This is a genomic window from Sulfitobacter indolifex (genome assembly GCF_022788655.1).
Taxonomy (GTDB): Bacteria; Pseudomonadota; Alphaproteobacteria; order Rhodobacterales; family Rhodobacteraceae; genus Sulfitobacter; species Sulfitobacter indolifex.
The window spans coordinates 48,642-73,703 of the sequence record NZ_CP084952.1; the positions used below are offsets into that span (position 1 = coordinate 48,642).

24 protein-coding genes and 1 pseudogene are annotated in these 25,062 nt (G+C 56.4%); 17 read left to right on the top strand and 8 right to left on the bottom strand.

Annotated features, from left to right (window positions below):
* Positions 1-2: 2 nt before the first annotated feature.
* From DSM14862_RS16260 to DSM14862_RS16270, 3 genes are all read right to left on the bottom strand, one after another.
* Positions 3-299, bottom strand: a complete 297-nt coding sequence (locus DSM14862_RS16260) for a hypothetical protein (protein ID WP_243254517.1) — start codon at positions 297-299, stop codon at positions 3-5.
* Positions 283-2,133 carry a PAS domain-containing sensor histidine kinase gene (locus DSM14862_RS16265; RefSeq protein WP_243254518.1) on the bottom strand — a complete coding sequence of 617 codons (1,851 nt, stop codon included), beginning with the start codon at positions 2,131-2,133 and terminating at the stop codon, positions 283-285. The genes DSM14862_RS16260 and DSM14862_RS16265 overlap by 17 nt, the downstream gene beginning before the upstream one ends.
* Before the next feature lie 550 nt (positions 2,134-2,683).
* On the bottom strand, positions 2,684-3,196 hold the full coding sequence (locus tag DSM14862_RS16270; protein ID WP_243254519.1) for a GNAT family N-acetyltransferase: 513 nt from the start codon (positions 3,194-3,196) through the stop codon (positions 2,684-2,686).
* Between the two features lie 351 nt (positions 3,197-3,547).
* On the opposite strand from DSM14862_RS16270, the gene DSM14862_RS16275 reads away from it, so the two are divergent.
* Entirely contained in the window at positions 3,548-3,895 is a 348-nt protein-coding gene (locus DSM14862_RS16275; RefSeq protein WP_243254520.1) for a hypothetical protein, read from the top strand.
* A gap of 210 nt (positions 3,896-4,105) precedes the next feature.
* On the top strand, positions 4,106-5,485 hold the full coding sequence (locus DSM14862_RS16280) for a cytochrome P450 (RefSeq protein WP_243254521.1): 1,380 nt from the start codon (positions 4,106-4,108) through the stop codon (positions 5,483-5,485).
* A gap of 234 nt (positions 5,486-5,719) precedes the next feature.
* Here the strand turns inward: DSM14862_RS16280 and DSM14862_RS16285 are convergent, their stop codons facing one another.
* The 3 genes from DSM14862_RS16285 to DSM14862_RS16295 all read right to left on the bottom strand — a co-directional run bounded on the left by DSM14862_RS16285 (position 5,720) and on the right by DSM14862_RS16295 (position 8,208).
* On the bottom strand, positions 5,720-6,514 hold the full coding sequence (locus tag DSM14862_RS16285) for an alpha/beta fold hydrolase (RefSeq protein WP_243254522.1): 795 nt from the start codon (positions 6,512-6,514) through the stop codon (positions 5,720-5,722).
* Positions 6,515-6,835: 321 nt separating this feature from the next.
* Positions 6,836-7,183: a hypothetical protein gene (locus DSM14862_RS16290; protein WP_243254523.1), complete on the bottom strand. Its 348-nt coding sequence runs from the start codon at positions 7,181-7,183 to the stop codon at positions 6,836-6,838.
* Positions 7,184-7,314: 131 nt separating this feature from the next.
* Positions 7,315-8,208, bottom strand: coding sequence for a LysR family transcriptional regulator (locus DSM14862_RS16295; protein WP_243254524.1), 894 nt, complete (start codon positions 8,206-8,208; stop codon positions 7,315-7,317).
* Positions 8,209-8,355: 147 nt separating this feature from the next.
* On the opposite strand from DSM14862_RS16295, the gene DSM14862_RS16300 reads away from it, so the two are divergent.
* The 10 genes from DSM14862_RS16300 to DSM14862_RS16345 all read left to right on the top strand — a co-directional run bounded on the left by DSM14862_RS16300 (position 8,356) and on the right by DSM14862_RS16345 (position 18,099).
* Positions 8,356-8,799, top strand: coding sequence for a YybH family protein (locus DSM14862_RS16300; protein ID WP_243254525.1), 444 nt, complete (start codon positions 8,356-8,358; stop codon positions 8,797-8,799).
* 61 nt (positions 8,800-8,860) lie between these two features.
* Positions 8,861-9,775 carry a sulfotransferase domain-containing protein gene (locus DSM14862_RS16305; protein WP_243254526.1) on the top strand — a complete coding sequence of 305 codons (915 nt, stop codon included), beginning with the start codon at positions 8,861-8,863 and terminating at the stop codon, positions 9,773-9,775.
* A gap of 344 nt (positions 9,776-10,119) precedes the next feature.
* Positions 10,120-11,073 carry a TAXI family TRAP transporter solute-binding subunit gene (locus tag DSM14862_RS16310; protein WP_243254527.1) on the top strand — a complete coding sequence of 318 codons (954 nt, stop codon included), beginning with the start codon at positions 10,120-10,122 and terminating at the stop codon, positions 11,071-11,073.
* A 61-nt stretch (positions 11,074-11,134) separates the two neighbouring features.
* Entirely contained in the window at positions 11,135-12,919 is a 1,785-nt protein-coding gene (locus DSM14862_RS16315; protein ID WP_243254528.1) for a TRAP transporter permease, read from the top strand.
* 198 nt (positions 12,920-13,117) lie between these two features.
* Positions 13,118-13,339 carry a hypothetical protein gene (locus DSM14862_RS16320; protein ID WP_243254529.1) on the top strand — a complete coding sequence of 74 codons (222 nt, stop codon included), beginning with the start codon at positions 13,118-13,120 and terminating at the stop codon, positions 13,337-13,339.
* A 733-nt stretch (positions 13,340-14,072) separates the two neighbouring features.
* On the top strand, positions 14,073-14,642 hold the full coding sequence (gene rfbC / locus DSM14862_RS16325; RefSeq protein ID WP_243254530.1) for a dTDP-4-dehydrorhamnose 3,5-epimerase: 570 nt from the start codon (positions 14,073-14,075) through the stop codon (positions 14,640-14,642).
* A complete protein-coding gene (rfbB, locus tag DSM14862_RS16330; protein ID WP_243254531.1) occupies positions 14,639-15,676 on the top strand; it encodes a dTDP-glucose 4,6-dehydratase in 1,038 nt (345 codons plus the stop codon). The genes rfbC and rfbB overlap by 4 nt, the downstream gene beginning before the upstream one ends.
* A complete protein-coding gene (gene rfbD, locus DSM14862_RS16335) occupies positions 15,673-16,515 on the top strand; it encodes a dTDP-4-dehydrorhamnose reductase (protein ID WP_243254532.1) in 843 nt (280 codons plus the stop codon). The genes rfbB and rfbD overlap by 4 nt, the downstream gene beginning before the upstream one ends.
* The gene (rfbA, locus tag DSM14862_RS16340) at positions 16,512-17,384 is read left to right on the top strand and encodes a glucose-1-phosphate thymidylyltransferase RfbA (RefSeq protein ID WP_243254533.1); all 873 of its coding nucleotides are present in this window, start codon (positions 16,512-16,514) and stop codon (positions 17,382-17,384) included. The genes rfbD and rfbA overlap by 4 nt, the downstream gene beginning before the upstream one ends.
* A gap of 295 nt (positions 17,385-17,679) precedes the next feature.
* Positions 17,680-18,099: a hypothetical protein gene (locus DSM14862_RS16345; RefSeq protein WP_243254534.1), complete on the top strand. Its 420-nt coding sequence runs from the start codon at positions 17,680-17,682 to the stop codon at positions 18,097-18,099.
* 73 nt (positions 18,100-18,172) lie between these two features.
* Here the strand turns inward: DSM14862_RS16345 and DSM14862_RS16350 are convergent.
* A pseudogene (locus DSM14862_RS16350) lies at positions 18,173-18,475 on the bottom strand (arsenical resistance protein ArsH); the annotation flags it as partial.
* 443 nt (positions 18,476-18,918) lie between these two features.
* Between DSM14862_RS16350 and DSM14862_RS16355 the strand changes: the two are divergent.
* Positions 18,919-20,373 carry an alanine/glycine:cation symporter family protein gene (locus DSM14862_RS16355; RefSeq protein WP_243254535.1) on the top strand — a complete coding sequence of 485 codons (1,455 nt, stop codon included), beginning with the start codon at positions 18,919-18,921 and terminating at the stop codon, positions 20,371-20,373.
* A 60-nt stretch (positions 20,374-20,433) separates the two neighbouring features.
* Here the strand turns inward: DSM14862_RS16355 and DSM14862_RS16360 are convergent, their stop codons facing one another.
* Positions 20,434-20,745 (bottom strand): GMC family oxidoreductase N-terminal domain-containing protein, encoded by a 312-nt coding sequence (locus DSM14862_RS16360; RefSeq protein ID WP_243254536.1) that lies wholly within the window; start codon positions 20,743-20,745, stop codon positions 20,434-20,436.
* Positions 20,746-20,853: 108 nt separating this feature from the next.
* On the opposite strand from DSM14862_RS16360, the gene DSM14862_RS16365 reads away from it, so the two are divergent.
* From DSM14862_RS16365 to DSM14862_RS16380, 4 genes are all read left to right on the top strand, one after another.
* Complete coding sequence (locus DSM14862_RS16365; protein WP_243254537.1) at positions 20,854-21,414, top strand: helix-turn-helix domain-containing protein; 561 nt, start codon at positions 20,854-20,856, stop codon at positions 21,412-21,414.
* Positions 21,407-22,639 (top strand): type II toxin-antitoxin system HipA family toxin, encoded by a 1,233-nt coding sequence (locus DSM14862_RS16370; RefSeq protein WP_243254538.1) that lies wholly within the window; start codon positions 21,407-21,409, stop codon positions 22,637-22,639. The genes DSM14862_RS16365 and DSM14862_RS16370 overlap by 8 nt, the downstream gene beginning before the upstream one ends.
* Positions 22,640-22,955: 316 nt before the next feature.
* Positions 22,956-23,435, top strand: coding sequence for a CIA30 family protein (locus DSM14862_RS16375; RefSeq protein WP_322790849.1), 480 nt, complete (start codon positions 22,956-22,958; stop codon positions 23,433-23,435).
* A gap of 799 nt (positions 23,436-24,234) precedes the next feature.
* Positions 24,235-24,576 (top strand): plasmid mobilization protein, encoded by a 342-nt coding sequence (locus DSM14862_RS16380; protein ID WP_007121027.1) that lies wholly within the window; start codon positions 24,235-24,237, stop codon positions 24,574-24,576.
* Positions 24,577-25,062 lie beyond the last annotated feature (486 nt).

The window sequence follows — 25,062 nt, forward strand, 5'->3', positions numbered from 1 at the left end:
TCTTACTGCTCTTGGCGGTCAACAAACAATTGGACTTGCAGACCTTGCTGACTGATGCCGCCCGTTGCATGGCGCAGCTTCAAGGCTGGTATGAAACCCGGCGCCCTGTGCAGATCGGGTTCCTCCTGGGGGTATTCGTTCTGGTCCTGACCCTCTTTGCGGCGGTCTCTATCAGCCTGCGGGGCACGCTGCGGCGGAATGGACTGGCGCTCACCGGTCTGGTCTTTGTGCTGGGGTTCGTAGCAATGCGGGCGGCCGGGTTCCATCATATGGATCGGATGATCAATATGGCGTTCCATTCCGTTCGGGTGAACTGGATGTTGGAGATGACGGGGCCTCTATTGATCCTGATGGGCGGGGTCTTGCGCTTGCGCCAGTCGGCAAAGCCAGAGGAAGCCGAACCCAGAACGTGGTCTGCACATTGATTTGTGAGCTGTAGCCGATTTCACCGCCCATATTTTCGACCAGCTCTTTTGAGATTGCCAGCCCCAGACCAGTGCCCTCTCGATCACGAGTCAGATGTTCGGCCTGCTGCGAAAAAGGCTCAAAAAGCCGTTTGCCGAACTCAGGAGAAATACCGCGACCCCTATTGGTTACGGAAATCAGGAATGCCTCTTCATCGATCCCCGCTTTGACGTCGACCGTCGTACCGCAGTCAGAGAATTTGGCCGCATTTGAGAGAAGGTTGGTGAGCACCTGCTTTAAACGTTGGGCGTCGGCATGAATGATGATGGGATGTTCCGGCGCACCCACCAAGACAGATACGTTGAATTTGTTCGCGAAGGGCTCATTGTCGACGACGGTTTGCCGGACGATGTTTACGGCATCGACCTGTTTGATCTCGACCGAGAAATGCCCTGCCGTAAGCTTTTGGAAGTCGAGCAGATCATTGACCACTTGGGTCAGCCGCTCGCTGTTTCTGCTGGCCATCCCCAAAAGCTTGTCCACCTGTTCGGGCGCGCCCTCTCCGATAACCCCGGCGAGCAGACGCAGAGCACCATGAACCGAGGCAAGCGGGGTGCGCAATTCGTGACTGACCGTGGCCACGAAATCATTCTTCAGGGCCTCCAACCTCTTGGTCTCGGTGATGTCGACCATTTGCACGATGAGACGGCTGTCGCTGACATGTTCCGGACGATAGATCGATATCCTGATTGCAATATCAATAACTTCGCCGTTTGGACGTACGTATTTCTCCTCAACGCGGGAAATGCTGCTGTCTCCGTTGAAAAGCGTCTCAACTTCAGCCTTAAGATTTTCCAGCGTCTTCTGCCCAGAAAGCTGCCAAAGGTTCTTTTGCTCAAGCTGCCCGGCGGCATAGCCGAACAGCGAATAACACGGATCGTTCAATAGCAAGAACGTCCCATCCAGAGACATGACGGCCATGGCAACCGGCGCGTTGGACACCAGCACCTCCAAGCCTGCCCTGCGGGCCTCCGCCAGCGCCAGTGCGGTTTCGAGCGGGGTGATGTCATTCATCGTGCCGAGCACGCGCACTGGATCGCCCTGCTCATCTCGTTCCGTCACTCGAAGAATGGACCGCATCCAGCGCCAATCGTTGTCGCCAACGCGCATCCGAAACTTGGCCTCTGATCGTTCAACACGCCCTGCGATGCATTCGGCGTCAAGCGCTTCCACCTCTTCCCGGTCGTCAGGATGGATCCGTTCGCGCCACTCGCGATCGGAATCTTTTCCGTTCGCATCGCATATGCCGAGCAGCTGGTACCAAGCGTCAGATGCACGGCCCGAGCCTGTGCGAAGGTCCGACTCAAACACGCCAATTTGGCTTCCCTCAAGCGCCAGGTTCCAGCGTTCTTCTTGGTCTCTCAACGCATACCAAGATTTGACGCGACTCGTGATTTCATTGACGTTCACGATGGTAAATAGCCGACCTGCAGCGTCCTTAAACTGGCTCAGGTTTACTTCCCCATAGCGCGCATCGTCATCCGATGGGAGGGAGATGATATTTTCGAAGTCCCCGATCTTAAGGTCGGTGATGGTCAGCCCGCCGTTAGACACCGACAAAGCCGGTAATAGTTCAGCGATTTGTGCGCCGGTGGTCTTCGTCCTTCGATGCAGCAACAAGGCCTCTGCGCTTCGATTGCTGAAGACGACAAGGCCGTCCTGATCCACGACCCAAACGCCGAACGGGCTGTTGTCGACGATTGATTGAAACATCGCTTCGGCTTCATGGTGTTCTGCGCACACTACAGCTTACCCATCAAAACAGAATCTATCCCCAAATACGGTCGCAATCTTCGGACCCGACGCTTCGCCCAGTTTGACAGACTGCTGATGCAACCCGTGCCTATGCAGATGCATGTTAACGTCGATCACGCATTCGTGCTACGTTTCCGATCCGCAGCGCGATGATCTTTGCACGGTGGGGAGATTGGGCATCACCGGCGCCGTATGAGCATATCGCCGCGGGGAACATGCGGCACCCTCAGTGAATAATGCCGCAAATGCCTAGATTTCCCATCTTGTTGGAGTTTAAGGAAACGACCCAAAGCGGTTCTTAAGGCAACACGCAGCTAAGGTTGGCCTTGAGCCCAAGCTGACCGCGGGAGGGGGAAGGTCTTCGCAGTAGCAGCAAATGCTGGTTCGAAACGGCACATAGCTGCTATCTGCCAAACCCCACGCGAACGGCAGCTCTGAAACCAAACCAGGCTGTTACAGAGGGCTATGGTTTGCTCACGAATTCAAGAGCATTTGATTTCAGATCGTCCGGCGTAAATCTGAAAATCGTCATCTCGTCTACGCTATAGGCGCCAAGGCTTCTGTAGAATTCAATGGTGGGCTTGTTCCAGTCCAGAACCCCCCACTCCATCATCTGGCAATTTCGCTGTAGGGCAAGTGAGCAAAGATACCCCATAATGATCTTGCCAAGACCCTGGTGGCGAACTTTCGTATCCACGAAAAACCCATCGATATAGATTCCTGACCGTCCTGTGAATGCAGATGATTTCTGGCAAAAGTAGGCAAAGCCCACAATTTCTCCCCTGTAGTATCCAAATAGCGCCTCGCCCAACTTTTCATTGAGAAGGCGCTTGATCTGCGGCTCAGTTGCCGTGATCTTGTCTGGCATCTTTTGGTAAGCGCCAAGCTTTTTCATGTATTCGACAACAAGCCTCGCATCATCCGGAGAAGCGTGGTGGATCATGAAATTCGGATTGGGTGTCTTTATTTTCTGCACAGTGGCAAACTCCCATACGTGTGTTTGGGAGGGTAAATGTCCTGCTCGTGACGGCAAGTCAGAACAGGTCTGCTTTGTTCACCGAACTGGCATTCGTCTCGAGCGCAGCGAACTTCCGCTCTCCGCCGTGACCACCGGCTCCGTCGCAACCGGCCCAAAGCCGACCTTGATGAGGCGTGCCGCGAATGGCGGCTTACTATCCGCATAGATCTTTATAGTCGCGAGCTAAGAGTAGCAACGAGAGGGCAAGTTTCCCCTATCAGTTGCACCAAATTTGAGAATGATTTCTTAGGTAAATTATGTTAAACTTTGCGTTACTGAACGGGTTTTTGCATTTAGGGGGTAAGGAGAATGAAAATTTTTTCATTGATGACCGTCGCTGGTTTGGGCTTAGCAGCGTGTCAGACTACAACAAACGGAACCGCGACTCAGAGCGCAGGAGCGCCGGCATGGATGTCTATTGTGGGCAAAACACTTGTTAGCGGCGACGGCAATTTTGCGATTGTCCTGAATCCAGACGGGTCACTTGAAGGGGAGGGCATTAAAGGTTCATGGACTGAACGCGAGGGCAAGTTTTGTCGCACTTTGACGAAGCCAGAAAGTAGGGCGGGCACTGAATGTCAAATCGTCACCCTGAGCGGCAACCAGGCTACTTTCGATAACCAGCAGGGACGTATTACATCTTGGATGGTGCAATAGGCTTCAGCTAAAGCTATCGGCCAGATTTTGGTAGATGCCTGCAGTTATAGGGAAGGTTCTGACGGAGAAATTATTACGTAGGAACGAAGCATGAGTAAGACACTGTTTCCCAACAACCTCGGGTAACGGACAGTCAGGCTAAATGACCTCGCAATACAGATCGGGGAAAGAATAGCGTCTCATATACTTTAGACTATCATCAGAAACATCGTGGAACTCGTGATTTTGGTCCGCGCGTTCGCCAAGGAGGTTCCTGACATGGCATCAGAGCCTGACCTCTCCCATATTCCTGGACCTCCTGCGCCGCCGCTGGTTGGCCACACGATCCAAATCCTGCGCGACTCATACGGTTTCCAACAGGAATGCATCGCGCTCTATGGGTCTGTTTACAAAACTAAGTTGCTCGGGATTTGGCGGGCCAATCTTTGCGGCGCGGAGGCGATGGAGATGGCGCTATTAGATAAACAGCAGAACTTTTCGTCCAAAATGGGGTGGTATTCTCTTGAACGGCTTTTCCCCGGAGGCCTCATGTTGCAGGATTTCGAAGAGCACCGCCAAAACCGCCGAATTATGCAACAAGCCTTCCGGGCTTCCGCTTTGAACGATTATACTAAAGGTATGGCGGAAGCGATCCAATTGCTCATTCGAGCATGGCCTGTCGATCAAGAGTTTCGCTCTTACGATGCAATTAAGGAGCTGACACTTCGGCTGGGATGCGCCGTGTTCATGGGCTTGTCAGCAGGCGGCGATTTAGCGCGGAAGCTGAACATTGCATTCATCAGGGAAATCCGTGCCGCGCTTTCAGTCGTTCGCTATCCTGTGCCCTTTACGTCCATGTGGTATGGTGTTCGGGGTCGGACCTTTCTGCGTAACACCTTTCGCCAGTTGATCGCGGAACGTCGTTCTACACCCGGTGACGATTTCTTCTCACAAATGTGCCTCTCGACAGATGAGGATGGGAATGGCTGGAGCGAGGAGGAAATTCTCGATCAGTTCAATTTCCTAATGATGGCCGCCCACGATACGACAGCGACTGCGATTAGCGCTATGATCTGGGCCCTTGGTGCTCATAGCGAATGGCAGGAAGTCCTTGCCGCTGAATTAGATGAGATCGGAGAAGCTGTGCTTACTACTGATGGGCTTGCCCGAATGACACAAACAGAGCAGGTTTTCAAAGAGGCGCTGCGGTTAGTGCCGCCAGTCCCCTTTATCCCGCGCCGTGCAATCTCAGGCTTCACTTGGAAGGGATTTGAATTTCCCGCAGGGGCCATGATTACGCTGAACCCGGGTGTAACCATGCTCTCACCTGTTTTTTATAGCGACCCAGAAAGCTTCGATCCTTCTCGCTTTGCGTCTCATCGTGCTGAGGAACAAGCTCACAAATTCGCCTGGACACCATTTGGTGGAGGAGCTCACAAATGCATTGGAATGCATTTTTCCACCTTGCAGGCGAAAATTTTTTTCGCAGCGCTGCTGCGTGAGCGGAGGGTCGAGCTGGTCAATTCCAACGGAACGCAATGGCAGCGCTTACCTATACCAAAACCGAAGGACGGGCTTCCCATTAGACTGCGTAGCGTTTCGTCGCATTGAACACCGCGGCTACGATTCAACGAAGCAATGAAATGCGGTCACATTACTCTGGATAGCCGATACCTATAGAAGAAAGTTTTTCGATTTGTTCTGCCTGTTCAATTTGAAGCGGACATTGGCGAAGAATGCAGCGAATAATCGCGCTCCGCCTTTGTGTCGGATGAAATGAGCGGCCCATAGCTGACCCGCATGCTCGGTTCCGCTAATAACCGGTCTGAGCCGCCTACCAAGTGTTCAGTTCAACGCAGCGAAAACCATCGGATTGATCTGCTCAGGTTTGCTCATGACCGCCATGTGACCACCCTCATCGATCCGTTCAAAATTCCACCCTGAGATACTTTCCCTTAACAGTTTGCATATTTCATCAATGGATTTGACTGTATCAGCGGCAGAAATAACAGTCGTGTCTTTGGGCAAATCTCTTTCCCATTCAAGCAATGTAGTTTCTTCGTTCATGACTGCATCCCACTCATAAATGTTGGGCTTCAAAGCATGAGAGAACTTCTCTTTTCGGTCGTCAGACATGGCGCTCCAACTGCCCGCACCGGCCCAATAGTCGGCAAACCTCTCAGCCGCGACCTCCCACGATCCCGCATTGCCGTGTTCCTTAATCAGATTGCGCAATGCAACGGCTTCGTCATATGCAGCCGTGCGCCCATGTTTGTTTAGTAGATAGAAAGGGTTGGGCTCTATTAAGACCAGGCGTTGCACGTGCTGCTTAAACATTGCAGCAGCTTTCATTGCTACACTCCCACCAAATGAGTGACCGACAATTGAGATTTGTTCTCCAGACGCAGGTAGGAACGGCTCGATAAGCCTGGCTTGATCTTCCAGTCGCTGTAAATTGCCGCGTTCCTTCCAGGCGCGTGTCTTACCATAGCCGAACAAGTTAATTGCTATGACATGAAAGTCTCCAGCGAGTGCGCCTATTAAGCTCCGCCACTGCTTAGCCCCTGCAACACTTGAATGAACAAGGATAACCTTTTCACCGCTTCCCGCTTCAATGAAGTCTGTCTTATTCACTTCCATGGCTACGCCTCCAAACTAAAGGTAAGCTCTTCATATCACACAACTCAAATTTTCGAAATTTAGGCCAAGCTTGAAACGCTGCTCCGTCCGAAACGGTCGTTGGCACATCTCGCAGCGAACGTCCGCAAACCGCCCCTTATGCAGGTATCGATCACGTTCCGAAGCCGACCTTTGATCGCTATTTGCGCCAACGGCGAGTTCGAATGATCCTTCCACCAATCCATTCTCCGAGTGCGCAGATGTTCGGAAGCGAGATTGAGAGACCGTGTGCGGAGAACACCGACGCTCCGCAAAGCATGCCTTGAGGAGCGTCGAAGCCAATCAGTCAGCCCGGGCCACGACCTTTACGGTAGGCGGGGCCGCGACGCCTGCGCCTTCCATCGCCGATTTCAACTTGTCGGAGGTGAGAAACTCCTCTGCGTCCTCGAGGCTTGCGAACCCATGTAGGACAAGCACATTATTCGGGTCAGCGGGGTCTTGATAGACCTGCTCCATGATAACGCCGCCGGCCTGCTGCGCGTCGGCAAAATCATCGTAAATCTGGCGCCAGACGCCGTAGTTCTCGACCGGGTGGCTAATCACCGCCAGCACAGAAACGTCCTGAGCTGAGGCTGCGACAGGCAAGGCGAGAAAGACCGAAGTGGCGAGGCTGCGAATGAACTGGGTCATGATGTCCTCCATGGGTTGGATTTGCCGACGACAACCGCCGACGATGTCCAAAGCCTGCCAGAGGATCTTTGACAGGCGTATCCCATATGATGCAGAACCGGGCGGCGTGCGTGCAGAGACCGGTGGCGTCGTCAGACCGGCTCCCAAAGCGGGCCGTGCGGGATATTCTCTCCGACGAACTTCATGAAACTGCGGATCGGGGGCAAGGCATAGGCCTCCTTCGATGTCACGACCCAGAGCGTGTGTTGAAGCTTTTCATGTCGGAAGCAGGGCACGAGGTCGGGCTCGAAATCTCCCGCGACACAGGGCAGCAGCCCGAGCCCGGCGCCCGAACGCAGCGAGCCAATCATGCCGGTGACCGAATTGACCTGAAGCGCCCGGTTTGCCTCATCAATTTTGTCGGCCAGCCAGCGTGCGGCACTGACCACCTCGGCCAAGCGCCCGTTGTAAAGGATGAACTTGTGTCCCTGACACGCCTCGAGGCTGTGCGGCGCACCATTTTCCCGTTCGTAGTGGCGGCTGCAATAGACCCCCCAAGGGATAAGGGCGAGTTTGCGCGCGACCAGCGTATCACCTGTGATTTCGTCCGCCGCGCGCAGCGCGATATCTGCCTCCCCCTTTTCCAGCGACAGCTGTTTCGAACTGATGTCCACTTCGAATTCGATATCAGGGTGCTTTGCGCGGAACCGCGTGAGGATGGGGAAGCCCCAATGCTCCATGGCCTCGGGGTTGCCGGTCAGACGTATAATGCCAGAAACCTCTCGGGACAGGCGCTCGGCCCGGCTCTGAATCGTCTCGGCCGACGCCGCCATCTGTCCCGCCAGATCAAGCAGCGCGCTACCATGCGCCGTTACCGCGTAGCCGCGCGGATCACGTTCGAACAGTGTCAGCTTGAGGGATTGCTCCAGCGCCTGGATACGGCGGCTGACGGTTGTCTGATTGATGTTCAGCCGTCTTGATGCCCCCAGCGTGGAACCCTCCTGCGCCACCGCCAGAAAGAGTCGGATATCGTCCCAGTCGAACATCGAACCTCCTCCCTACAAGCGCGTCTGCATTCCCGCAAGACGGTTCTGCGACAGATGCGCTACGCCAAGACCTCCGATCGCTTCATCCTTGGTAGCAGGCCCTGACGCCCCAAGGCGCAGCGGCAGATCAATCATAGGAGGAAAACCATGTTTCGCACAATAACCCTGACCGCCTTCACCGCGGCAGCTCTCAGCTATCCGGCAGCCGCCGACACCATCCGCGCCGAAGAGGCGAAGGTGATCGAAGCCTTTGCCGCAGCGCTTGGAGGCAAAGACGACGCCCTTGCGCCCCACCTCGCCGAAGCAGCGGTCTACATGCCCTCCTCCGGCGGGCGCTTCGAGGGCGCCGAGAGCATCGCGCAAAGCATGGCAGCCTTTCCGGATATGGCAGGTTTCACCGCCGAGATCGACGAAAGGGTGCCCTTGGGCGGAGACCACACGCTGTTCGTTGGCACCTATAACGTGACCCTGCCGCCGGAAATGGGTGGGACCACGGTTCCGGGTGAGTACCTGCTGATCGCCCAACAGACCCCTGAAGGGCTGAAGCTCCTGCGCCATGTCGCCTTCCCCGTCCGGGGCATGGACCGCTGAGCGTTGCCGCACGGTGCCGCGGCCCCTCGCGGCACCACCCATGTTTGGAAAGGACACCGTCATGAACACCGCCACAGAACATCGGACCCCCGTCAAGGTGCGGGAAATGCACAACCATCACTTCGACAGCACGATCTGGAATGACCTCGTGTTCCGCGAGGACGATATCGTCATCTCCACTTATGCCAAATCTGGCACGACCTGGATGCAGCAGATCGTCAGCCAGCTGATCTTCAAGGGTGCCGAGGGGCTCCCGGTCGCCGAGATGTCGCCCTGGCTCGATCTGCGCGTGCCGCCCAAACAGATCAAACTGCCCGAGGTCGAGGCTCAGACGCACCGCCGCTTTCTCAAGACCCATCTGCCGGTCGACGCGCTGCGCATGTCGCCCAAGGTGAAATACATCTACATCGGCCGCGATGGGCGCGACGTGATCTGGTCGCTGCACAACCATCACACGACCGCCAATCAAGCGTGGTATGACGCGCTAAACAAGACCCCCGGCCTTGTCGGCCCCGAGATCGGACCGCCGCACCCGGACCCCGTCGCCTATTTCCGCCACTGGTTAAAAAATGACGGCGCGCCCTTCTGGCCCTTTTGGGAAAACGTTCGCTCGTGGTGGGATATTCGAGACCTACCCAATGTGCTGATGGTGCATTTCGCCGATTTGAAGCGCGACTTCGAGGGCGAGCTTGAGCGCATCGCTGACTTTCTCGACATTCCCATTCCGGAGGAGACACGCGGGCGGATCGTTGAGCATTGCTCCTTCGATTACATGAAGCAGAACGCGGCGGCCTCGGTGCCGCTCGGCGGGGCGTTCTGGGACGGCGGCGCGCAGAGCTTCATCCACAAAGGCACGAATGGGCGTTGGAAGGACCGGCTGCCGCCCGAGCTCACAGACGCGTATGAGCGACGTGCAGAGGAGGAACTCGGGAAGGATGCGGCCGCTTGGCTGAAAGACGGTCGGAAGCGGCGGTAGTTCATGGATTGTGCGATTGCGGCGAAGGCCAGTCGAAGCGCCGTGAATAGGGTCAGCAGCGTGTGGTATTTCGAGCATGCTCTCGGTCCAACTTAGAAGACCGGTTGCTTTGCTAATGAGATGCGGGAGATCGCCTGACAATGTCATTCGCTCATGCCGCAGTGAATGGCAGCATTCCGCCCTTCGCGCGCTAACGGCTCGTTGTCGTGAACTTCACGTGCAACCCAACAGCGAAACCCCATTCTCGACAATGCCGTAGCGTGCTGCCACAAAGTCACCCGGAGGCATTCCCGCGGTTATTTGGCCGGGGAAGGTTTGCCTTTGGGTTTGGAGGAGGAAAAGCCATGAATGCATTAAGACAAACTATTTGCGCGGCATTGGCCGTGGGGCTGGTGGGCGCCGCCGCAAGTGCCGAGACCCGTGTGACCTTTAAGTCGGCCAAATCGGGTTCATCCTACTATCAAATGGGAGTGGAGCTTGCCGAGGCTATGAAAGCGGGCAGCAGCGGGGACATCTCGATTACGGTGGAAGAGAGCCAGGGCTCTGTCCAGAACGTCATGGAAGTGCGCGCACGTGGGGCCGACTATGTCTTTACCACCCCGCCCTCCCTTGTCGGTCTGGCTCAGAACGGCAAGGCTATGTTTGAAGGCAAAACAGCGCCTGCTTTCGACGAAATTCGTGCGCTTTTCCCGATCCCTTCACTGACCATGCATTTCGTAATGTCTCAGGCCAGTGAAGCCACCTCGCTTGCTGATTTGGAAGGCAAGAGCATCTTGCTGGGCAAAGGGTCTTTCGGCGCCACCGAAGGGGCAAAGTATCTGGATATGTTTGGGCTGTCGGACAGTGTCGAGATCGCGGATGCGGAATTGAGCAACGCCGTAGCCGCCTTGAAGAACGGGCAGATTGATGGCTTTGTCACTGCCGGTTCATTCCCTGCGCCAAATGTCGTTGAAGCCGCCGCTTCCACCCCCGTTACTGTGATTCCGTTGTCAGACGAGCAAATTGCGCAATCCAAACGGACGCGAATTGTTATCCCGGCGGGCACCTATGCGGGCCAGGAGCAGGATGTGACCACAACGTCACTGCCCGTCGTCGCTTTCACGACATCAAAGATGGACGATGAGACGGCCTATCAACTGACCAAGACCTATTGGGAAAACAAAGCAAAGATGGCCGACACTTCACCATGGTGGGGCAATGTCACGCCTGCGTTGATGGCCAATATCACCACTGAACTCCACCCCGGCGCGCTGCGCTATTACGAAGAAGCCGGGATCGCGACAGAGACTTCGCAGTAACAAGGTAAGCGGCGCGGGCTTTCCGCGCCGCGCTTCCCCAGTCAAAGCCGGACCCCCATACATGACAAACCTTCCCGAAAGCCGATTGGCGGCGAGTTTCTGGATTGCGCTTGCCGTCGCGCTGGTCGCCTACCATTTGGCTCTAGTGTTCTCTGGTCTGGTGCCGAACCTTGTCAGTCGGCCGCTGCATATGGCCTTCATCCTGCCCTTTGCTTTGGTCTTTGACGCGCGCACGCCACTGCGGCGGATCACCGGCAGCATTTTGGCGGTATTGGGCATCGCCGCAGCGCTTTGGGTGGCTTTCAACAGCAATGCGCTTGGCGATCAATACGGGTTTATCGAAAGTAATTTTCAGCTCGCTGTGACGATGACGCTGCTCTTGGTTGTGCTGGAAACGGCACGGCGCGTGATCGGTTGGCCGTTGCCACTGGTTGCCGCACTGGCGCTGCTCTACGGGCTTTTTGGACAGCATATTCCCGGAGAGTTCGGGCATTCAGGCACGCCAATAGAAAGCTATTTCGGAACACTGACCATCGCCGAGGGCGGCATCTGGGGAACGCTCACCGGTGTATCCGTTTCTGTCGTGGCAATCTTTGTCATCTTCGGCGCTGTCTTGAACGCTGGCGAAGCAGGACAAGGGTTCATGAATGTCGCAGCGGCCGCGGCGGGGCGGCTGAAAGGCGGCGCGGCGAAGGTTTCGGTTTTGTCGTCCGCGCTCTTCGGGTCGATCTCTGGCTCAGCTTCTGCAAATGTCGCGTCCACCGGCGCGATCACTCTGCCCGCGATGACCAGGCTCGGCTATCCCAAACGTCTCGCTGCCGCTGTCGAGGCCGTGGCCTCCTCGGGCGGACAGATTATGCCGCCCCTGATGGGCGCAGGTGCTTTCGTTATGGTTGAGCTTACCGGCGTGCCCTACACTGGCATTATGGCCGCCGCAGCGCTTCCAGCAGCGCTCTACTTCGTTGCGGTCTGGGTGGGGATTAACGCCTACGCTCAGCGCTTCTCGCTGAAGGGGATAGCTGAAGCGGATCGCCCTGCGATGCGTGACGTGGTGATTACATCGCTTTTCTTCCTTGTCCCCTTCTCGGTCCTACTTTGGGGCATGTTTGTCGCGCAATTCACGCCTGAATATGCGGCGGCTATGGCAATCCTCTCAGCGGCACTGCTCTTGTTTTTCAACGCACAACTCACTTTCCGGCCGCGCCAGATTGCCACAAGGATGACAACTGCAGTTCTCAATGCTGCGCGACAGGTTTCATTGATCGCGTCCATCATCCTTTGCGCTTCGATCATCATTGGCGTGCTGTCGATCACCGGGCTCGGCGTGAAAATCACCTCGCTTATTCTGGAGGGGTCGGGCGGGCTTCTTTGGCCGTCGTTGCTGTTGACGGCGGTCGCCTGTCTCATCTTAGGCATGGAGGTGCCGACCACAGCTGCTTATGTGATCTGCGTCTCGGTCGCCGGTCCTGCGCTCACCGAACTGGGACTTTCGCCGCTTCAAGCGCATCTCTTTGTCTTTTGGTTCGCGCTTCTATCGACAATCACGCCTCCGGTTTGCGGCGCTGTTTTTATCGCCGCGGGGATGATCGATGAGAACTGGTTAAAGGTCGCTCTAACCGCGATGGCGCTTGGTATTGGACTTTATGTCATCCCGCTGGGCATGGTCGCCAATCCAGATATGCTAAGACTTTCGGAGGCCCCATTAGCAGCTCTATTGGCGGCTGGTCGAGTTGCGTTGGGACTGACCATGCTTTCATTCGGTTTAATCGGGGCGCGACGGCCCTTGTCAACGGTTGCGCTTTGCGCGGGCGGGCTGGCAGTTGTGTTTTCTGGGCTGTGGTTTTGATCTCGCAGCCCTAAACCAAGCTATCAGTCACGTTGATATTGGATAGCATGTCCTAAATCTGTTTTCGCAATCGGATATCAGTGGACCTGTGGCGTAAGGGAAATGCATCGGTCGGGGGCAGGGAGAGCACATTTCTTTGCAATCCTCCCGATACCCTACAATGCCGAAGGTGCATCCTCGGCCCCTCAGGAGACTAACATGAAATTACTCTACCCCCTCATCGCCGCCACTGCGCTTATCTCTGCCTGCACGCCCAATATCGCCCTCGATAGTGACGTAGAGCGCGGGCTTGCAGGCGCAGCGCTCGGCTATGGCGCGGCGAAAGCTATGGATGAAAACGCCGACCACGGTGCCATCATCGGCGGCCTTGCGGGCGTTTTCTGTGATGATGCGGGCATTTGCAGCCGCCCCCGCTATTGAGCATCAAGACATTAGTAGAGCGCGGAAAGAAATTCGCGCTCTCTATTGCGACCGTGCCGCATGATTTTCTTGCGTCGTTTTGCCAAGTTTAAGTTTGCACGTCACTGTTTTCAACGCCCTGGCACTTGGATCTAAATCCTGATCGTTCAAGGAGGACATAGCGGCCCACAGCTGACCTTCATGACTGGTGCGACGAATGGCAGGTACGAGCATACCGGGTCTGTAAATCAGCCAGCATCAACCCGCCCATACCGGCATTGCTGGTGACTAAGGTGATATCCATTTCCGGTGGAAACCAACCATAATTCTAGAACGTAATGGATTCTGTGGGCAGCTATCTTTCGAGAAGCTTTTCAGATCAGAGAGAGCACGATATTCACCTTTAGACCGCCGCGCTCTCTGTTTGAAAGCTTCAATTCACTCCCATGATCTTCAATAATGCCTAGGCAATGGCCAGCCCCAAACCACTCCCGGGACGGTAAGGTTCGCATTCGGCCTGACTCCCGCGATAAAAGGGACGAAGCACGAGTGCCATCTCTTCTTCCGGAATGCCAGCCTCCGCCGTCAGCAAGATCAACCAGTGTCCCCTATCGAGCGGCTCAAATGTGTTGACCCAATTTATTCCGGCAAGCTCTTGCAAGAAGGGCATGAGACGGCCAAACCGAAGATGAGGCGAAGGCGACGTTGGCGCCTATATCGCGTCCGCAGACCGTTTGTGAATTGAGGGTATACGATGCACATCGAACAAACCGCCCTGGCTGGGGTCTTGATCCTCACCCCCGTTCGCCACGGCGACGCGCGCGGCTTTTTCAGCGAAAGTTGGAATGCCAAGACCTTGGCGGATGCTGGGCTTGATTATCATTTTGTGCAGGATAACCACTCTCTCTCTGAGGCGCCAAACACCCTGCGCGGCCTGCATTTTCAAACCCCGCCGCATGCGCAGGCAAAGCTCGTCCGCTGCGGGCGCGGCGCGCTTTTCGATGTGGCTGTGGATATCCGCCATGGCTCGCCAAGTTTTGGGCAATGGGTGGGCGTGGACCTCAGCTTTGAGAATGGGCGTCAACTGTTGATCCCGGCGGGCTTCTTGCATGGATTTGTCACCCGGGTACCGATGACCGAAATCATCTACAAATGCACTGATACCTATGCCCCTGATTGCGATGCGGCGGTCCGCTGGGATGATCCTGCGATTGGCATTGACTGGGGGCTTCGAGGACAAACGCCGATCCTGTCTAAGAAAGACGCCAGCGCGCCTCTTTTGTCCGAGATTGCCCCGCATTTTAACTTTGAGGGCGCCGTATGAAGCTGCTTGTCACCGGCGGCGCCGGTTTTATTGGGTCTGCCGTGGTACGGCTCGCTCTGGCGCAAGGACATGCGGTGGTGAATCTCGACGCGCTGACCTATGCGGCCTGTCTGGACAACCTCGCGGGGGTCTCGGATCGGCCTGACTATGCCTTTGAGCATGCGGACATCCGAGACGCACAGGCTCTGGCCCGCATTTTCTCCGAACATGCCCCCGATGCGGTGCTTCACTTGGCGGCCGAAAGCCATGTCGATCGGTCCATCGATGGTCCGGGCGCGTTCATCGATACGAATGTGACGGGCACCTATACGCTGCTGCAGGCGGCGCGGGCCTATTGGGAGGGGCGCGGCCGACCCGACGGGTTCCGGTTCCATCATGTGTCCACCGACGAAGTCTACGGCAGCCTCGGGGCTGAGGGGTATTTCACGGAAGAGACGCCCTATGCGCCCAACAGCCCCTATTCGGCGTCCAAAGCCGCATCTGATCATCTCGTCCGCGCTTGGGGCGAGACCTATGGCATGCCGGTGCTGCTGAGCAATTGCTCCAACAATTACGGGCCGTATCATTTCCCCGAGAAGCTCATTCCGGTGGTTATCCTCAACGCGCTCTCGGGCAAGCCTATTCCAATCTATGGTACGGGCGAGAACATACGTGACTGGCTCTACGTGGAAGACCATGCCGAAGCCCTGCTGACGGTTCTCACCAAAGGGGCCGTGGGGCGCAGCTATAATATTGGCGGCAACGCCGAGGCGCGCAACATCGATTTAGTGCGTCAGATCTGTGCTCTTTTGGATGAGTTGCGCCCCGCTGGACATGCCTATGCTGACCTCATTACCTTCGTCGAGGACCGACCCGGCCATGATGCACGCTATGCTATTGATGCCAGCCGCATCCGCACCGAACTGGGCTGGCAGCCTTCGGTCACGTTGGAGGAGGGGTTGCGCCACACGGTTGCATGGTACCTCGACAATCCCGCTTGGTGGCAGGCGCTGCAGGCGCGTGACGGGGTCGGTAAAAGGCTGGGTCGGGTATGAGCTTGCTTGTCTTTGGGTCCACCGGGCAACTGGCTGTTGCGCTACGCAAACGTTCAGATGATGCGCGATTTCTTGACCGCGCCGCAGCCGATCTAGCCGATCCCGAAGCCTGCGCTGCGGTGATCCGTGCGACACGGCCCTCTGCGGTGATCAACGCTGCGGCCTATACAGCCGTGGACCGTGCTGAAGAAGATGAGGCTTTGGCCACACGCATCAACGCTGAGGCGCCCGGAGCCATGGCACGCGCCTGCGCTGAACTGGAAATTCCCTTTTTGCATGTCTCGACGGACTACGTCTTTGACGGCAGTGGACAAAGCCCCTGGCGCCCCGACGATCCAATCGCCCCGATCAACGCCTATGGGCGCAGTAAGGCCGCTGGCGAAGCGGCGGTGCGTGCGGCCGGCGGGTCCCATGCGATCCTGCGGACATCCTGGGTGTTTTCTGCGACGGGCAAGAATTTTGTGACCACCATGCTGCAGCTGAGCGAGCGCCGCGATGCCCTGAAGGTGGTCGATGATCAGATCGGTGGGCCCACCCCGGCGCTGTCTATCGCCGAAACACTGCTGCAGATGGCGGGCGCGATGAAGGCAGGGCAGGCCGGCGGCACCTATCATTATGCAGGGGCGCCTGCGACTTCTTGGAAATGTTTCGCGCGCGAAACATTTACCACGGCGGATCGGGCGGTTGACGTGGCGGGCATTCCGACCTCAAGTTACCCAACACCCGCAAAAAGGCCGCTGAACTCTCGTCTCGATTGCAGCACCTTGCAGAAGGATTTTGGGATCAGCCCCCCGGACTGGCGTTTGGCGCTGAGGGATATCGTGAAGGAACTGACATGAGCGCACGCAAGGGTATCCTGCTGGCCGGCGGGTCTGGTACGCGGCTGTACCCGATCACCTTAGGCATATCCAAGCAATTGCTACCGATCTATGATAAACCGATGATCTATTATCCGCTGTCTGTGCTGATGCTGGCAGACATCCGCGAGATCGCCATTATCACCACGCCTCAGGATGCGGACCAGTTCAAACGCAGCTTGGGCGACGGCGCCCAATGGGGGCTGAACCTTACCTATATTGAACAATCCAGCCCAGATGGGCTGGCGCAAGCCTACATCTTGGCCGAAGACTTCTTGAACGGCGCAGCGTCGGCAATGGTTTTGGGTGACAATATATTTTTCGGCCACGGGTTGCCTGAAGTGCTGGCTGCAGCCGGTGCCCGGGAAGAGGGGGGCACGGTGTTTGGGTACCGTGTATCAGATCCGGGGCGCTATGGGGTTGTGGATTTCAATGCCGAAGGCCGCGTACAGGCGATTGTGGAAAAGCCCGCCGTACCGCCTTCCAATTACGCCGTAACGGGGCTCTACTTTCTGGATGGAACCGCCTCAAAACGCGCGCAAGCTGTAAAACCTTCAGCCAGGGGCGAGTTGGAGATCACCTCGCTCTTAGAGATGTATCTCAAAGACGACGCACTTTGCGTGCAGCAAATGGGCCGGGGTTTTGCTTGGTTGGGTACAGGGACCCACGGCAGCCTATTGGATGCGGGTAATTTCGTGCGCACGCTCTCAGAGCGGCAAGGGCTTCAGATGGGCAGCCCGGAAGAAATCGCGTTCAACAAGGGGTGGATTGACGCCGAGCAGTTGCGCCACCGCGCGGAGAGTTTCGCGAAAAACAGCTATGGTGCCGATCTCCTTCAGTTGCTGAAGTAGTTCTGCCGTAGGCCCCAGGCTGAGCTTCTTATGTACATACTTGATAGGACCAAATCACCGTAAGCTTTCATCGCCTACCAGCAGCAAAAGATCTCCTGAGCAGGCTTTCTTGATGGGGCGTGGGGGGGTGGAGCTCTTCAGTTCATTGGCGCTGTGTGTTTTGCGACTGTCCGACCCGGCGCCTACCACGCGGAGATGCTATCTCGGATTATGCGCAATAATTTCTTCGAGAAAGTTTCGGCAAAAATCGCGGTTGATGTTAAACTACCTGCGATACAGCACTGGAGTTTTGCTCATGCTCAAGTTCAGATACATCCTACCGGCGATTACTCTGATGATGGCACAGACCGCTTTCGCCGACCCAAATCTTGCCTCCTATTACGCCACCATCGGTAGGGAAGACTTTTACAATTCGAACGGTGGACCGCTTAAAGATGTCGGTGCGGTCGTCCAGCAGGATCGCGCAAATTTTCACCGCTTTGGTCTGCGGCACTCAGGTGATGAAGCTGATCCCTACTTTGGTGACCAGACCATGCGCGCTAAGATCCCTGAGCTGGTGCGGGCGGGCGGTGTCGACCAATACCTTAAAAAATTGCTTGGAAGCGGTTGGCCGGGCCATAGCCAGACTTGGCTCATCCAGATCTGCGGGACGCCTGGGCGGGTCACCCACCTGCGGATTGATCCGGCGGATGGGGATGGCTATTCGGATTGCTGAAGTATTAAGGAAGATGACACCCTCTACATTTTGGGATTGGGAGGGTCAGTTCGAGGTCGGCCGACATCTTCAATTATATCGACTTCTGGTTTACCCGCTTGGATAGCTCAGCGACGCTTTCCTTGCGTTCGCTATAGCGCTCGAGCAGGCAATCCTTATTGTCGCGGGTGAGCAGCGTGAACTTCATCAACTCTTCCATGACATCGACCATCCGGTCATAGAACGGCGAGGGTTTCATGCGGCCCGCCTCATCAAACTCCAAAAACGCCTTCGGGGTGGAGGACTGGTTCGGGATGATCAGCAGGCGCATCCAGCGGCCGAGGATGCGGAGCTGGTTCCTGGCGTTGAAGCTTTGCGAGCTGCCGTTGACCTGCATAGAACGCGCGCAAACAGCCTCGATTGATGCTGTTAAAAGCCCCCGCTTAAAGTCCAAGAAGTTGATGAAAGTTTGGTGGTCTCCGAGGATCGTGTTTTTGAATAGAAGCCGTCTTTTCTGCCACTCTTCACAAGCATGCGCTCAGCGGCTCTCTCGGGGCCCGTCCAGGAATGCGAGCGGCTCGGCAACTGGTAAGAGGTATCGGAAGTGCCCCCGCTCGGCGCATCTATTGCGGTGCCTTGATACTTCCTCGGTTCACTTTGTTTCCTACCGGGCCCACGAGTCCGAAGGCGCCCGGTTGCGCTACCTTTTTCATTGGATCGAAGCGAGCGTATAAAGACGCGCACGTCGGTTGCCTCGCGGACATTTTGATTCCGGCGCAAGGCTTTCCCTTGCCTACCGAATGGTTAATGGTTGGACATACAACCAAGAGGGACAAGAATATGACTGCAATCGTCGATTTCTTAAACACCGTCTTATGGGGATATGTTCTTGTATATGGATTGCTGGCCGTCGGAGTTTATTTCACCTGGCGGACGGGCTTCCTGCAATTCCGGCATTTTGCCGAGTTCTTTCGCGTCGTCAAATCCTCGCGCGACACCTCTACGGCAGGCATTTCGCCATTCCAAGCTCTGACAATCTCTCTGGCAAGCAGGGTCGGCACGGGTAACCTCGCCGGTGTCGCTGTGGCGATCTATCTCGGCGGCCCGGGTGCTGTGTTCTGGATGTGGATGGTCGCCCTCGTGGGAATGGCGACGGCCTACGCCGAATCCACGCTGGCACAACTTTACAAGGTACGGAACGCGGACGGACAATACCGCGGCGGACCAGCCTTCTACATGTCACGGGGCATCGGATCGAACGCCATGGGCTATGTCTTCTCGGTATGCCTTATCATCAGCTTCGGACTGATCTTCTCGGCGGTTCAAGCCAACTCGATCTCCGTGGCCATGGAAGAGGCGTTCTCGATCCCCAAACTCACCACCGGCCTTATTGTTGGCGGTCTTGCGGGCATAGTGATTTTCGGGGGCATCAAGTCCATCGCACGGGTCGCAGAAAAAGTTGTTCCAGCCATGGCCGGGCTTTATATCCTCGTGGCTCTTTTCATCGTGGTCGTAAACATCGCTGATGTTCCTGCCATGCTGGCCCTAATCGTCAAGTCGGCCTTCGGATTTGAAGCGGCGGCGGGCGGCTTCACGGGTGGGTTCATGGCGGCTCTGCTCAACGGCGTGAAACGCGGCTTGTTCTCCAACGAGGCCGGCATGGGCTCGGCACCTAACATTGCTGCTGTCGCGGTCCCTGATCCGCATCATCCGTCCAGTCAAGGGCTCGTGCAGGGGCTTGGCGTCTTTATCGACACCCTGGTTATCTGCACGGCCACGGCGCTCATGATCCTGTTGTCCGGCGTGGTCGACTACTCCGAGGGCGCACCCACCGGCATGGCGCTGACACAGATTGCGTTGGAACAGCATATTGGATCGTTCGGTCCGATCTTCATTGGGATTGCAATTTTGTTCTTCGCCTTCACCTCGATCATCGGCAATTATTCCTACGCAGAGAACGCGATGGAATTCCTTGGAATGGGCAGGCGTATTCCGCTTCTCGTGTTGAAGCTGCTCGTGGTCGCGATGGTGGTTTGGGGGTCTTTGCAGGCGGTCACGACTGTCTTCAATTTCGCCGATGCGTCCATGGCGCTGATGGCAACTGTAAACCTGATCGCAATCCTGATCCTGTCAAAGACCGTTGCAAAACTCACGCGGGACTATTTCTCGCAACGTCGCGCCGGGAAAGAGCCCGTCTTCAAGATCTCTGAATATTCCGAACTTGGCGACGGCGTGGATCAGTCGATTTGGAACAGCGACGTCGCGCGTGAGACACGGTCCGCCCCTCCCGAGTGAGCCCGGCGAGGCAATGCGGAAGGCGGCACGGTCCTTGCGGAACTCCCCGTCGCGCAGGTTTTAAATGCCTGAAGTTGGAAGTGGCCCACGGTAAGGCCAGACCGGCTCTGGAGCGAGTACCCGACAGAGCTTAGTGGGGTGATCCATCAGGTTGCGGCCAACTTGATCTGAGGCATCCGCCACCCCGTTTGCCGCCCCTTCCTGGGCCGAGTTCAGCAGGAGACGAGGTGTCTCAATCGCATGAGCTGCAACAACGACCACCTTGCCGCTGGCGGTCTCAGTGCTGCCGTCTGCGCGACGGAAATCGACGGAGACGATCTTGCCACCCTCCCCGAGGTTCAGCCGTGTCGCCGTGGTATGATCATGCACCACGACAACAGCTTCTTGAACATCCAGCTTCCTGATGATATACTTGGGTAGATCAAGTATTTCTCTTGATACGTGGGATTATATCAATTGAGTTATGAGAGCGAAAATCTGGTGACGACACTGAAGGCTGCGCGGGAGAATAAAGGGCTTAGTCAGCGCGCGCTAAGCGCCCGTGCAGGCGTGCCGCAGTCGCACATCTCCAAGATCGAGAGCGGTATGGTCAACCTCACCGTCTCAAGTCTGACCGCCATCGCCAACGCTCTCGATCTGGAACTGGCGCTTGTACCGCGCAAGGCGGTACCCGCCGTGAGGACGATCATCCGTAACGTAAGCGACGCACCAAAGGTCCCGCCTGAAACACGCAAAGAAATTGCCCGGCTCGCCAAGCAGCTTGAGCACATCCGATCGCTCAAGATCGATAGTTCTGCCTTCAAAAACCTGCAGCGGCAGTTTCGAGAGATGCAACAATTCGGGAACCTGATCCGGAACACGGACACATTGCGCAGCATCCGTGAAACGCTCAAAGCCGTGGAGGGCGCGGGTGACGTTGCAGCGCTAGAAGATGCGTCAAGGCAAATGAAAAGTTTCCGCAATACGCTTGCTCACGGCATGGCAGGCGAGGATCGCGCGCGCTTGCCACGTCCTGCCTATCGCCTTGATGACGATGAGTAGTGTCTCCGTTCTCAACGTGAACCTGTATGGTGAGCCGATCGGCACGCTCACGAATATCGGCGGCGATCGCACCATCTTTGCCTTCACCGACGCGTACATCGAAAATCCTGACAGGCCGACCCTCGGCCTCGCATTCAAGGATGAATTCGGGGAGCTCTTTACGGACTTTAGACCCTATCAGAAGCGGGTCATGCCCTTCTTCTCAAACCTTCTGCCCGAAGGTCATCTGCGCAAATACCTAGCCGAACAGGTGGGCGTGAATCCCGAATGTGAATTCTATCTACTCGGGGCACTTGGCCAGGACCTACCCGGCGCGATCACAATAACCCCTTTCGATGGTGACGCCTGGCCGCCCTATGCTGCCGCCGGCGCCGGTGATCATAACGATAATCAGCGCGAACACGCGCTTCGGTTCTCGCTGGCAGGTGTTCAGCTCAAGTTTTCCGCCGTGATGGAAGCAAGCGGCGGACTGACCATCCCCGCCTCTGGGGTCGGGGGGTCTTGGATCGTAAAGCTCCCTTCCCGCGAATTCTCCGGTGTCCCTGAAAATGAATTTTCGATGATGAAGCTGGCCAGCCTTATTGGGATGAACGTGCCTGCCATTGATCTGGTCAGCACTAATGCGATCAAGAACTTGCCCGAAGGCATCGATAAGATTGGTGACCATGCCTTTGTGATTGAGCGATTTGATCGGCTATCCGACGGATCGAGCGTGCATATCGAGGATTTCGCACAGGTCTATGGGCTCTATCCTGAGGACAAGTACGGCAATGGCACATTCCGGAACATTGCTCAGGTGATCGCCGTCGAAGGTAATGATGCCGACATCATCGAATATATCCGGCGTCTGACCTTCAACATGCTGATTGGCAATGCGGATATGCACATGAAGAACTGGTCGTTGATCTATCCGGACAGGCGGTATGCTTCGCTGGCGCCCGCTTATGATTTTGTGGCGACCGTGCCCTACATCCCAGGCGATGCGACCAACATGAAGATCAGCCGCGCCAAAGTGTTCTCGGCGTTCTCGTTAGATGAGCTCACGCATCTCGCGGTGAAAGCTGCCATACCGAAAAAGATGGCGATTGATGCTGCTCAAGAGACCGTTCAGCTTTTTCGGGAGCATTGGGATGCAGAAGCACCAAACTTGCCGATGAGTGATGAAGTCAGATCGGCCGTAGAGACCCACATGAAGACAGTGCCGATCTTGGAAGAGCTTTCATAGGACAAGGGGTTCCCGTCTCACCAGCAAAGCAGGGCGACAAGTGCGCCTTAGCTTTCCGCGATTGGTATGTCTGAAATTTTTTAGACGCTCTCAAACAGGTCACTGATCGTTCTGTGATCGTTGCCGCGGTCCAGCTGTCATGTTCGCAAAAGGCGCTAAAGTCGGCGCCGTTTAATCACCACTCTACCAAAATCGGTGGCACCAAATGCTAAATGTGGAATGACACGTACGTCCATGCTCAGAGCAGAAATACCTCTGAAGCTTGTCTGTCCTGGAGCGTGTGTCAGGATGCGCGCGAACGGGAGAGGCCTTAAAGATGATGCAACTGGACCCAAAGTGGGAATTTGTTTCCGACACTGTCATGGGCGGTGTCTCAACTGGGACTGTCACCAAGGAGATCACTGAGGGACGCGAAGCGACTGTTTTACGCGGTGAGGTTTCGTTGGAGAACAACGGCGGGTTTATCCAGATGGCATTCGATCTGCGCGAAGATGGCTCGGAATTGGATGTGAGCGCGTGGGAGGGGCTGGAGGTGACTGTCTGGGGGAACGGCGACAGCTACGACATCCGTCTGCGCACTGCTCAGCTTGCGAAACCCTGGCAGTCTTTTCGCGTCGATTTCGTGAGCGAACCGAAATGGCGAAGCGTGAAGATCCCCTTCGCATCCTTGACCGCACATTGGGTGGACGCAGCGTTTGACCCATCATGCCTGAGGCGCATCGGAATATTAGCAATAGGACATGAAGGCGAGGCTTTCGTCGCTGTCTCCAGCATCGGCTTTTACACCTCGACTTAACGGCGCCCACACGACCAGACTTACCACATTGCCACCGGTATCCTCGATCGCCACCTGCTGCGGCGCGAACCCGTCGTGATAGGTGTCATTTATGGCGATGGGCACATGCGAGTTGTTGTCGGCCGTGTTGGCCACGTTCTGCGTGTTTGAGGGGATGACGGTCAGCGCGTCGCTTTCGATCACTCTAGCGGAACTGGGGTCGCGCGATGCTAAGAGTATGGCGCGTTAGGGCAAAATCATCGACGGGTCCGGAGCAGGACGCCTGAGGAGGTGCCCCATTCAGACGTCTCATTTGCTGCCAAAATCTTTATGGCCTTCGCCCGGCTGCGGTGATGCTGCGTGCAAAGGGTTTGTTTTTATGCGGCACGTCCGCGTCCCCTCTGACGTAGGTTTGAAGGAGTGACGCCTGCTTTGTCCGGGTGCGCTGTCACGGTCCCTGCGCGCTTTTCTCAGCTCAACATGCCATGGATTTTTGATCTTGGTTTGCCCGCTCATTTTGCCTCGGGGATCAAGCTTTGGCACCTTTTAAATATGAGCTTTGACCAACCGCGGGTCTTTCAAAGAGGCCACTTTGATCCGCCATGTTTCCGGGATTTATACCTGACCGATGCGAACCGGGCCGCCGCTTGGAGCCGCGCGCGTTGCGCGGACCCCCAGTGCGGTGTCCCGGTCAGGTTATCCACATCTCTTGGGGGTGCGGACCATCCTTCTTCTTTGGATCAGTTTTGCCAGAACATAGGCTTTGAGGCATGCCGATGATCAAGGCCCCCCGGCTGGGCCCAATTTGGAAAGAACCGCAATGCCACCCTGTGACAAAACCAAGAGACCCGAACGGCTGAAGGTCAATGTGTCACCTGCAGAGAAAGAGCTGCTGATGCAAAGGGCCGCCGCCGCGGGTCGCAGTCTTTCGGACTACCTTAGGCATGTGGGGCTTGGCGCCAGGGCAGGGGCTTCGGCGGTGCAGGTTATGCAGATGGTCGGGTTGCTGGAAGAAGGTCTGGCACTGCTGGAGCAGATCGCAGATCAGCAGGACGTCGCGCAGAACGACGGCTTGGTGATTTTGGCCCGGTTGCACCGGATCGAGCAGCTTCTTGTGATGTTGGCCCCGGTGCCTTTTGTCGCCAGGACATCGGCATGTTGATCGGTTGGTCGCCTCATCAGAACTCTACAGACCTGCATCAGCCCAGTGCCTATTTGCTTGACAGTAAGGTGATGAAGGCCGTCGGGAAGGCCCGGGTTTTGGAGGTCAGAGAGCCCGCGCCTGAACTTCTGCTGGGCCAGCCCAGCGTCGTACAGAGCGCGATCTCCGCCCTGCGCTTCGAGCAGAAGTACCGCGTAGCGACCCTCTCCTTTGCCCCGACTGATATTGATGTGGCCGCGTTTAATGCGGGGGAGGTCACCGCGCGCAAAGCGGGAGCAGTGGCGATTGATCTCTTTTTGGAAGTCGCCTTTGCCGGGGTGCCTGAGCCAAACCGCCCGCCGGTTTTTGCGGGCACTCATACGCATACTGGGCGTTTGGAAATCAACATTGTGATGCCGCGTTTTATTTGGACGCCAGCCGGAGAGCTGCGCAGCTATAACCCGCATCCGCCGATGCACGGCAGTCGAGATGCTTGGGATGCTTTGG

Excerpts from the sequence above, each read along its gene's own strand:
- DSM14862_RS16260 (WP_243254517.1), bottom strand. The coding sequence starts at position 299 with ATGGAACGCCATATTGATCATCCGATCCATATGATGGAACCCGGCCGC.
- DSM14862_RS16275 (WP_243254520.1), top strand. The coding sequence starts at position 3,548 with ATGAAAATTTTTTCATTGATGACCGTCGCTGGTTTGGGCTTAGCAGCG.
- DSM14862_RS16285 (WP_243254522.1), bottom strand. The coding sequence starts at position 6,514 with ATGGAAGTGAATAAGACAGACTTCATTGAAGCGGGAAGCGGTGAAAAG.
- DSM14862_RS16290 (WP_243254523.1), bottom strand. The coding sequence starts at position 7,183 with ATGACCCAGTTCATTCGCAGCCTCGCCACTTCGGTCTTTCTCGCCTTG.
- DSM14862_RS16295 (WP_243254524.1), bottom strand. The coding sequence starts at position 8,208 with ATGTTCGACTGGGACGATATCCGACTCTTTCTGGCGGTGGCGCAGGAG.
- DSM14862_RS16300 (WP_243254525.1), top strand. The coding sequence starts at position 8,356 with ATGTTTCGCACAATAACCCTGACCGCCTTCACCGCGGCAGCTCTCAGC.
- DSM14862_RS16305 (WP_243254526.1), top strand. The coding sequence starts at position 8,861 with ATGAACACCGCCACAGAACATCGGACCCCCGTCAAGGTGCGGGAAATG.
- DSM14862_RS16310 (WP_243254527.1), top strand. The coding sequence starts at position 10,120 with ATGAATGCATTAAGACAAACTATTTGCGCGGCATTGGCCGTGGGGCTG.
- DSM14862_RS16315 (WP_243254528.1), top strand. The coding sequence starts at position 11,135 with ATGACAAACCTTCCCGAAAGCCGATTGGCGGCGAGTTTCTGGATTGCG.
- DSM14862_RS16320 (WP_243254529.1), top strand. The coding sequence starts at position 13,118 with ATGAAATTACTCTACCCCCTCATCGCCGCCACTGCGCTTATCTCTGCC.
- rfbC (WP_243254530.1), top strand. The coding sequence starts at position 14,073 with ATGCACATCGAACAAACCGCCCTGGCTGGGGTCTTGATCCTCACCCCC.
- rfbB (WP_243254531.1), top strand. The coding sequence starts at position 14,639 with ATGAAGCTGCTTGTCACCGGCGGCGCCGGTTTTATTGGGTCTGCCGTG.
- rfbD (WP_243254532.1), top strand. The coding sequence starts at position 15,673 with ATGAGCTTGCTTGTCTTTGGGTCCACCGGGCAACTGGCTGTTGCGCTA.
- rfbA (WP_243254533.1), top strand. The coding sequence starts at position 16,512 with ATGAGCGCACGCAAGGGTATCCTGCTGGCCGGCGGGTCTGGTACGCGG.
- DSM14862_RS16345 (WP_243254534.1), top strand. The coding sequence starts at position 17,680 with ATGCTCAAGTTCAGATACATCCTACCGGCGATTACTCTGATGATGGCA.
- DSM14862_RS16355 (WP_243254535.1), top strand. The coding sequence starts at position 18,919 with ATGACTGCAATCGTCGATTTCTTAAACACCGTCTTATGGGGATATGTT.
- DSM14862_RS16370 (WP_243254538.1), top strand. The coding sequence starts at position 21,407 with ATGAGTAGTGTCTCCGTTCTCAACGTGAACCTGTATGGTGAGCCGATC.
- DSM14862_RS16375 (WP_322790849.1), top strand. The coding sequence starts at position 22,956 with ATGATGCAACTGGACCCAAAGTGGGAATTTGTTTCCGACACTGTCATG.
- DSM14862_RS16380 (WP_007121027.1), top strand. The coding sequence starts at position 24,235 with ATGCCACCCTGTGACAAAACCAAGAGACCCGAACGGCTGAAGGTCAAT.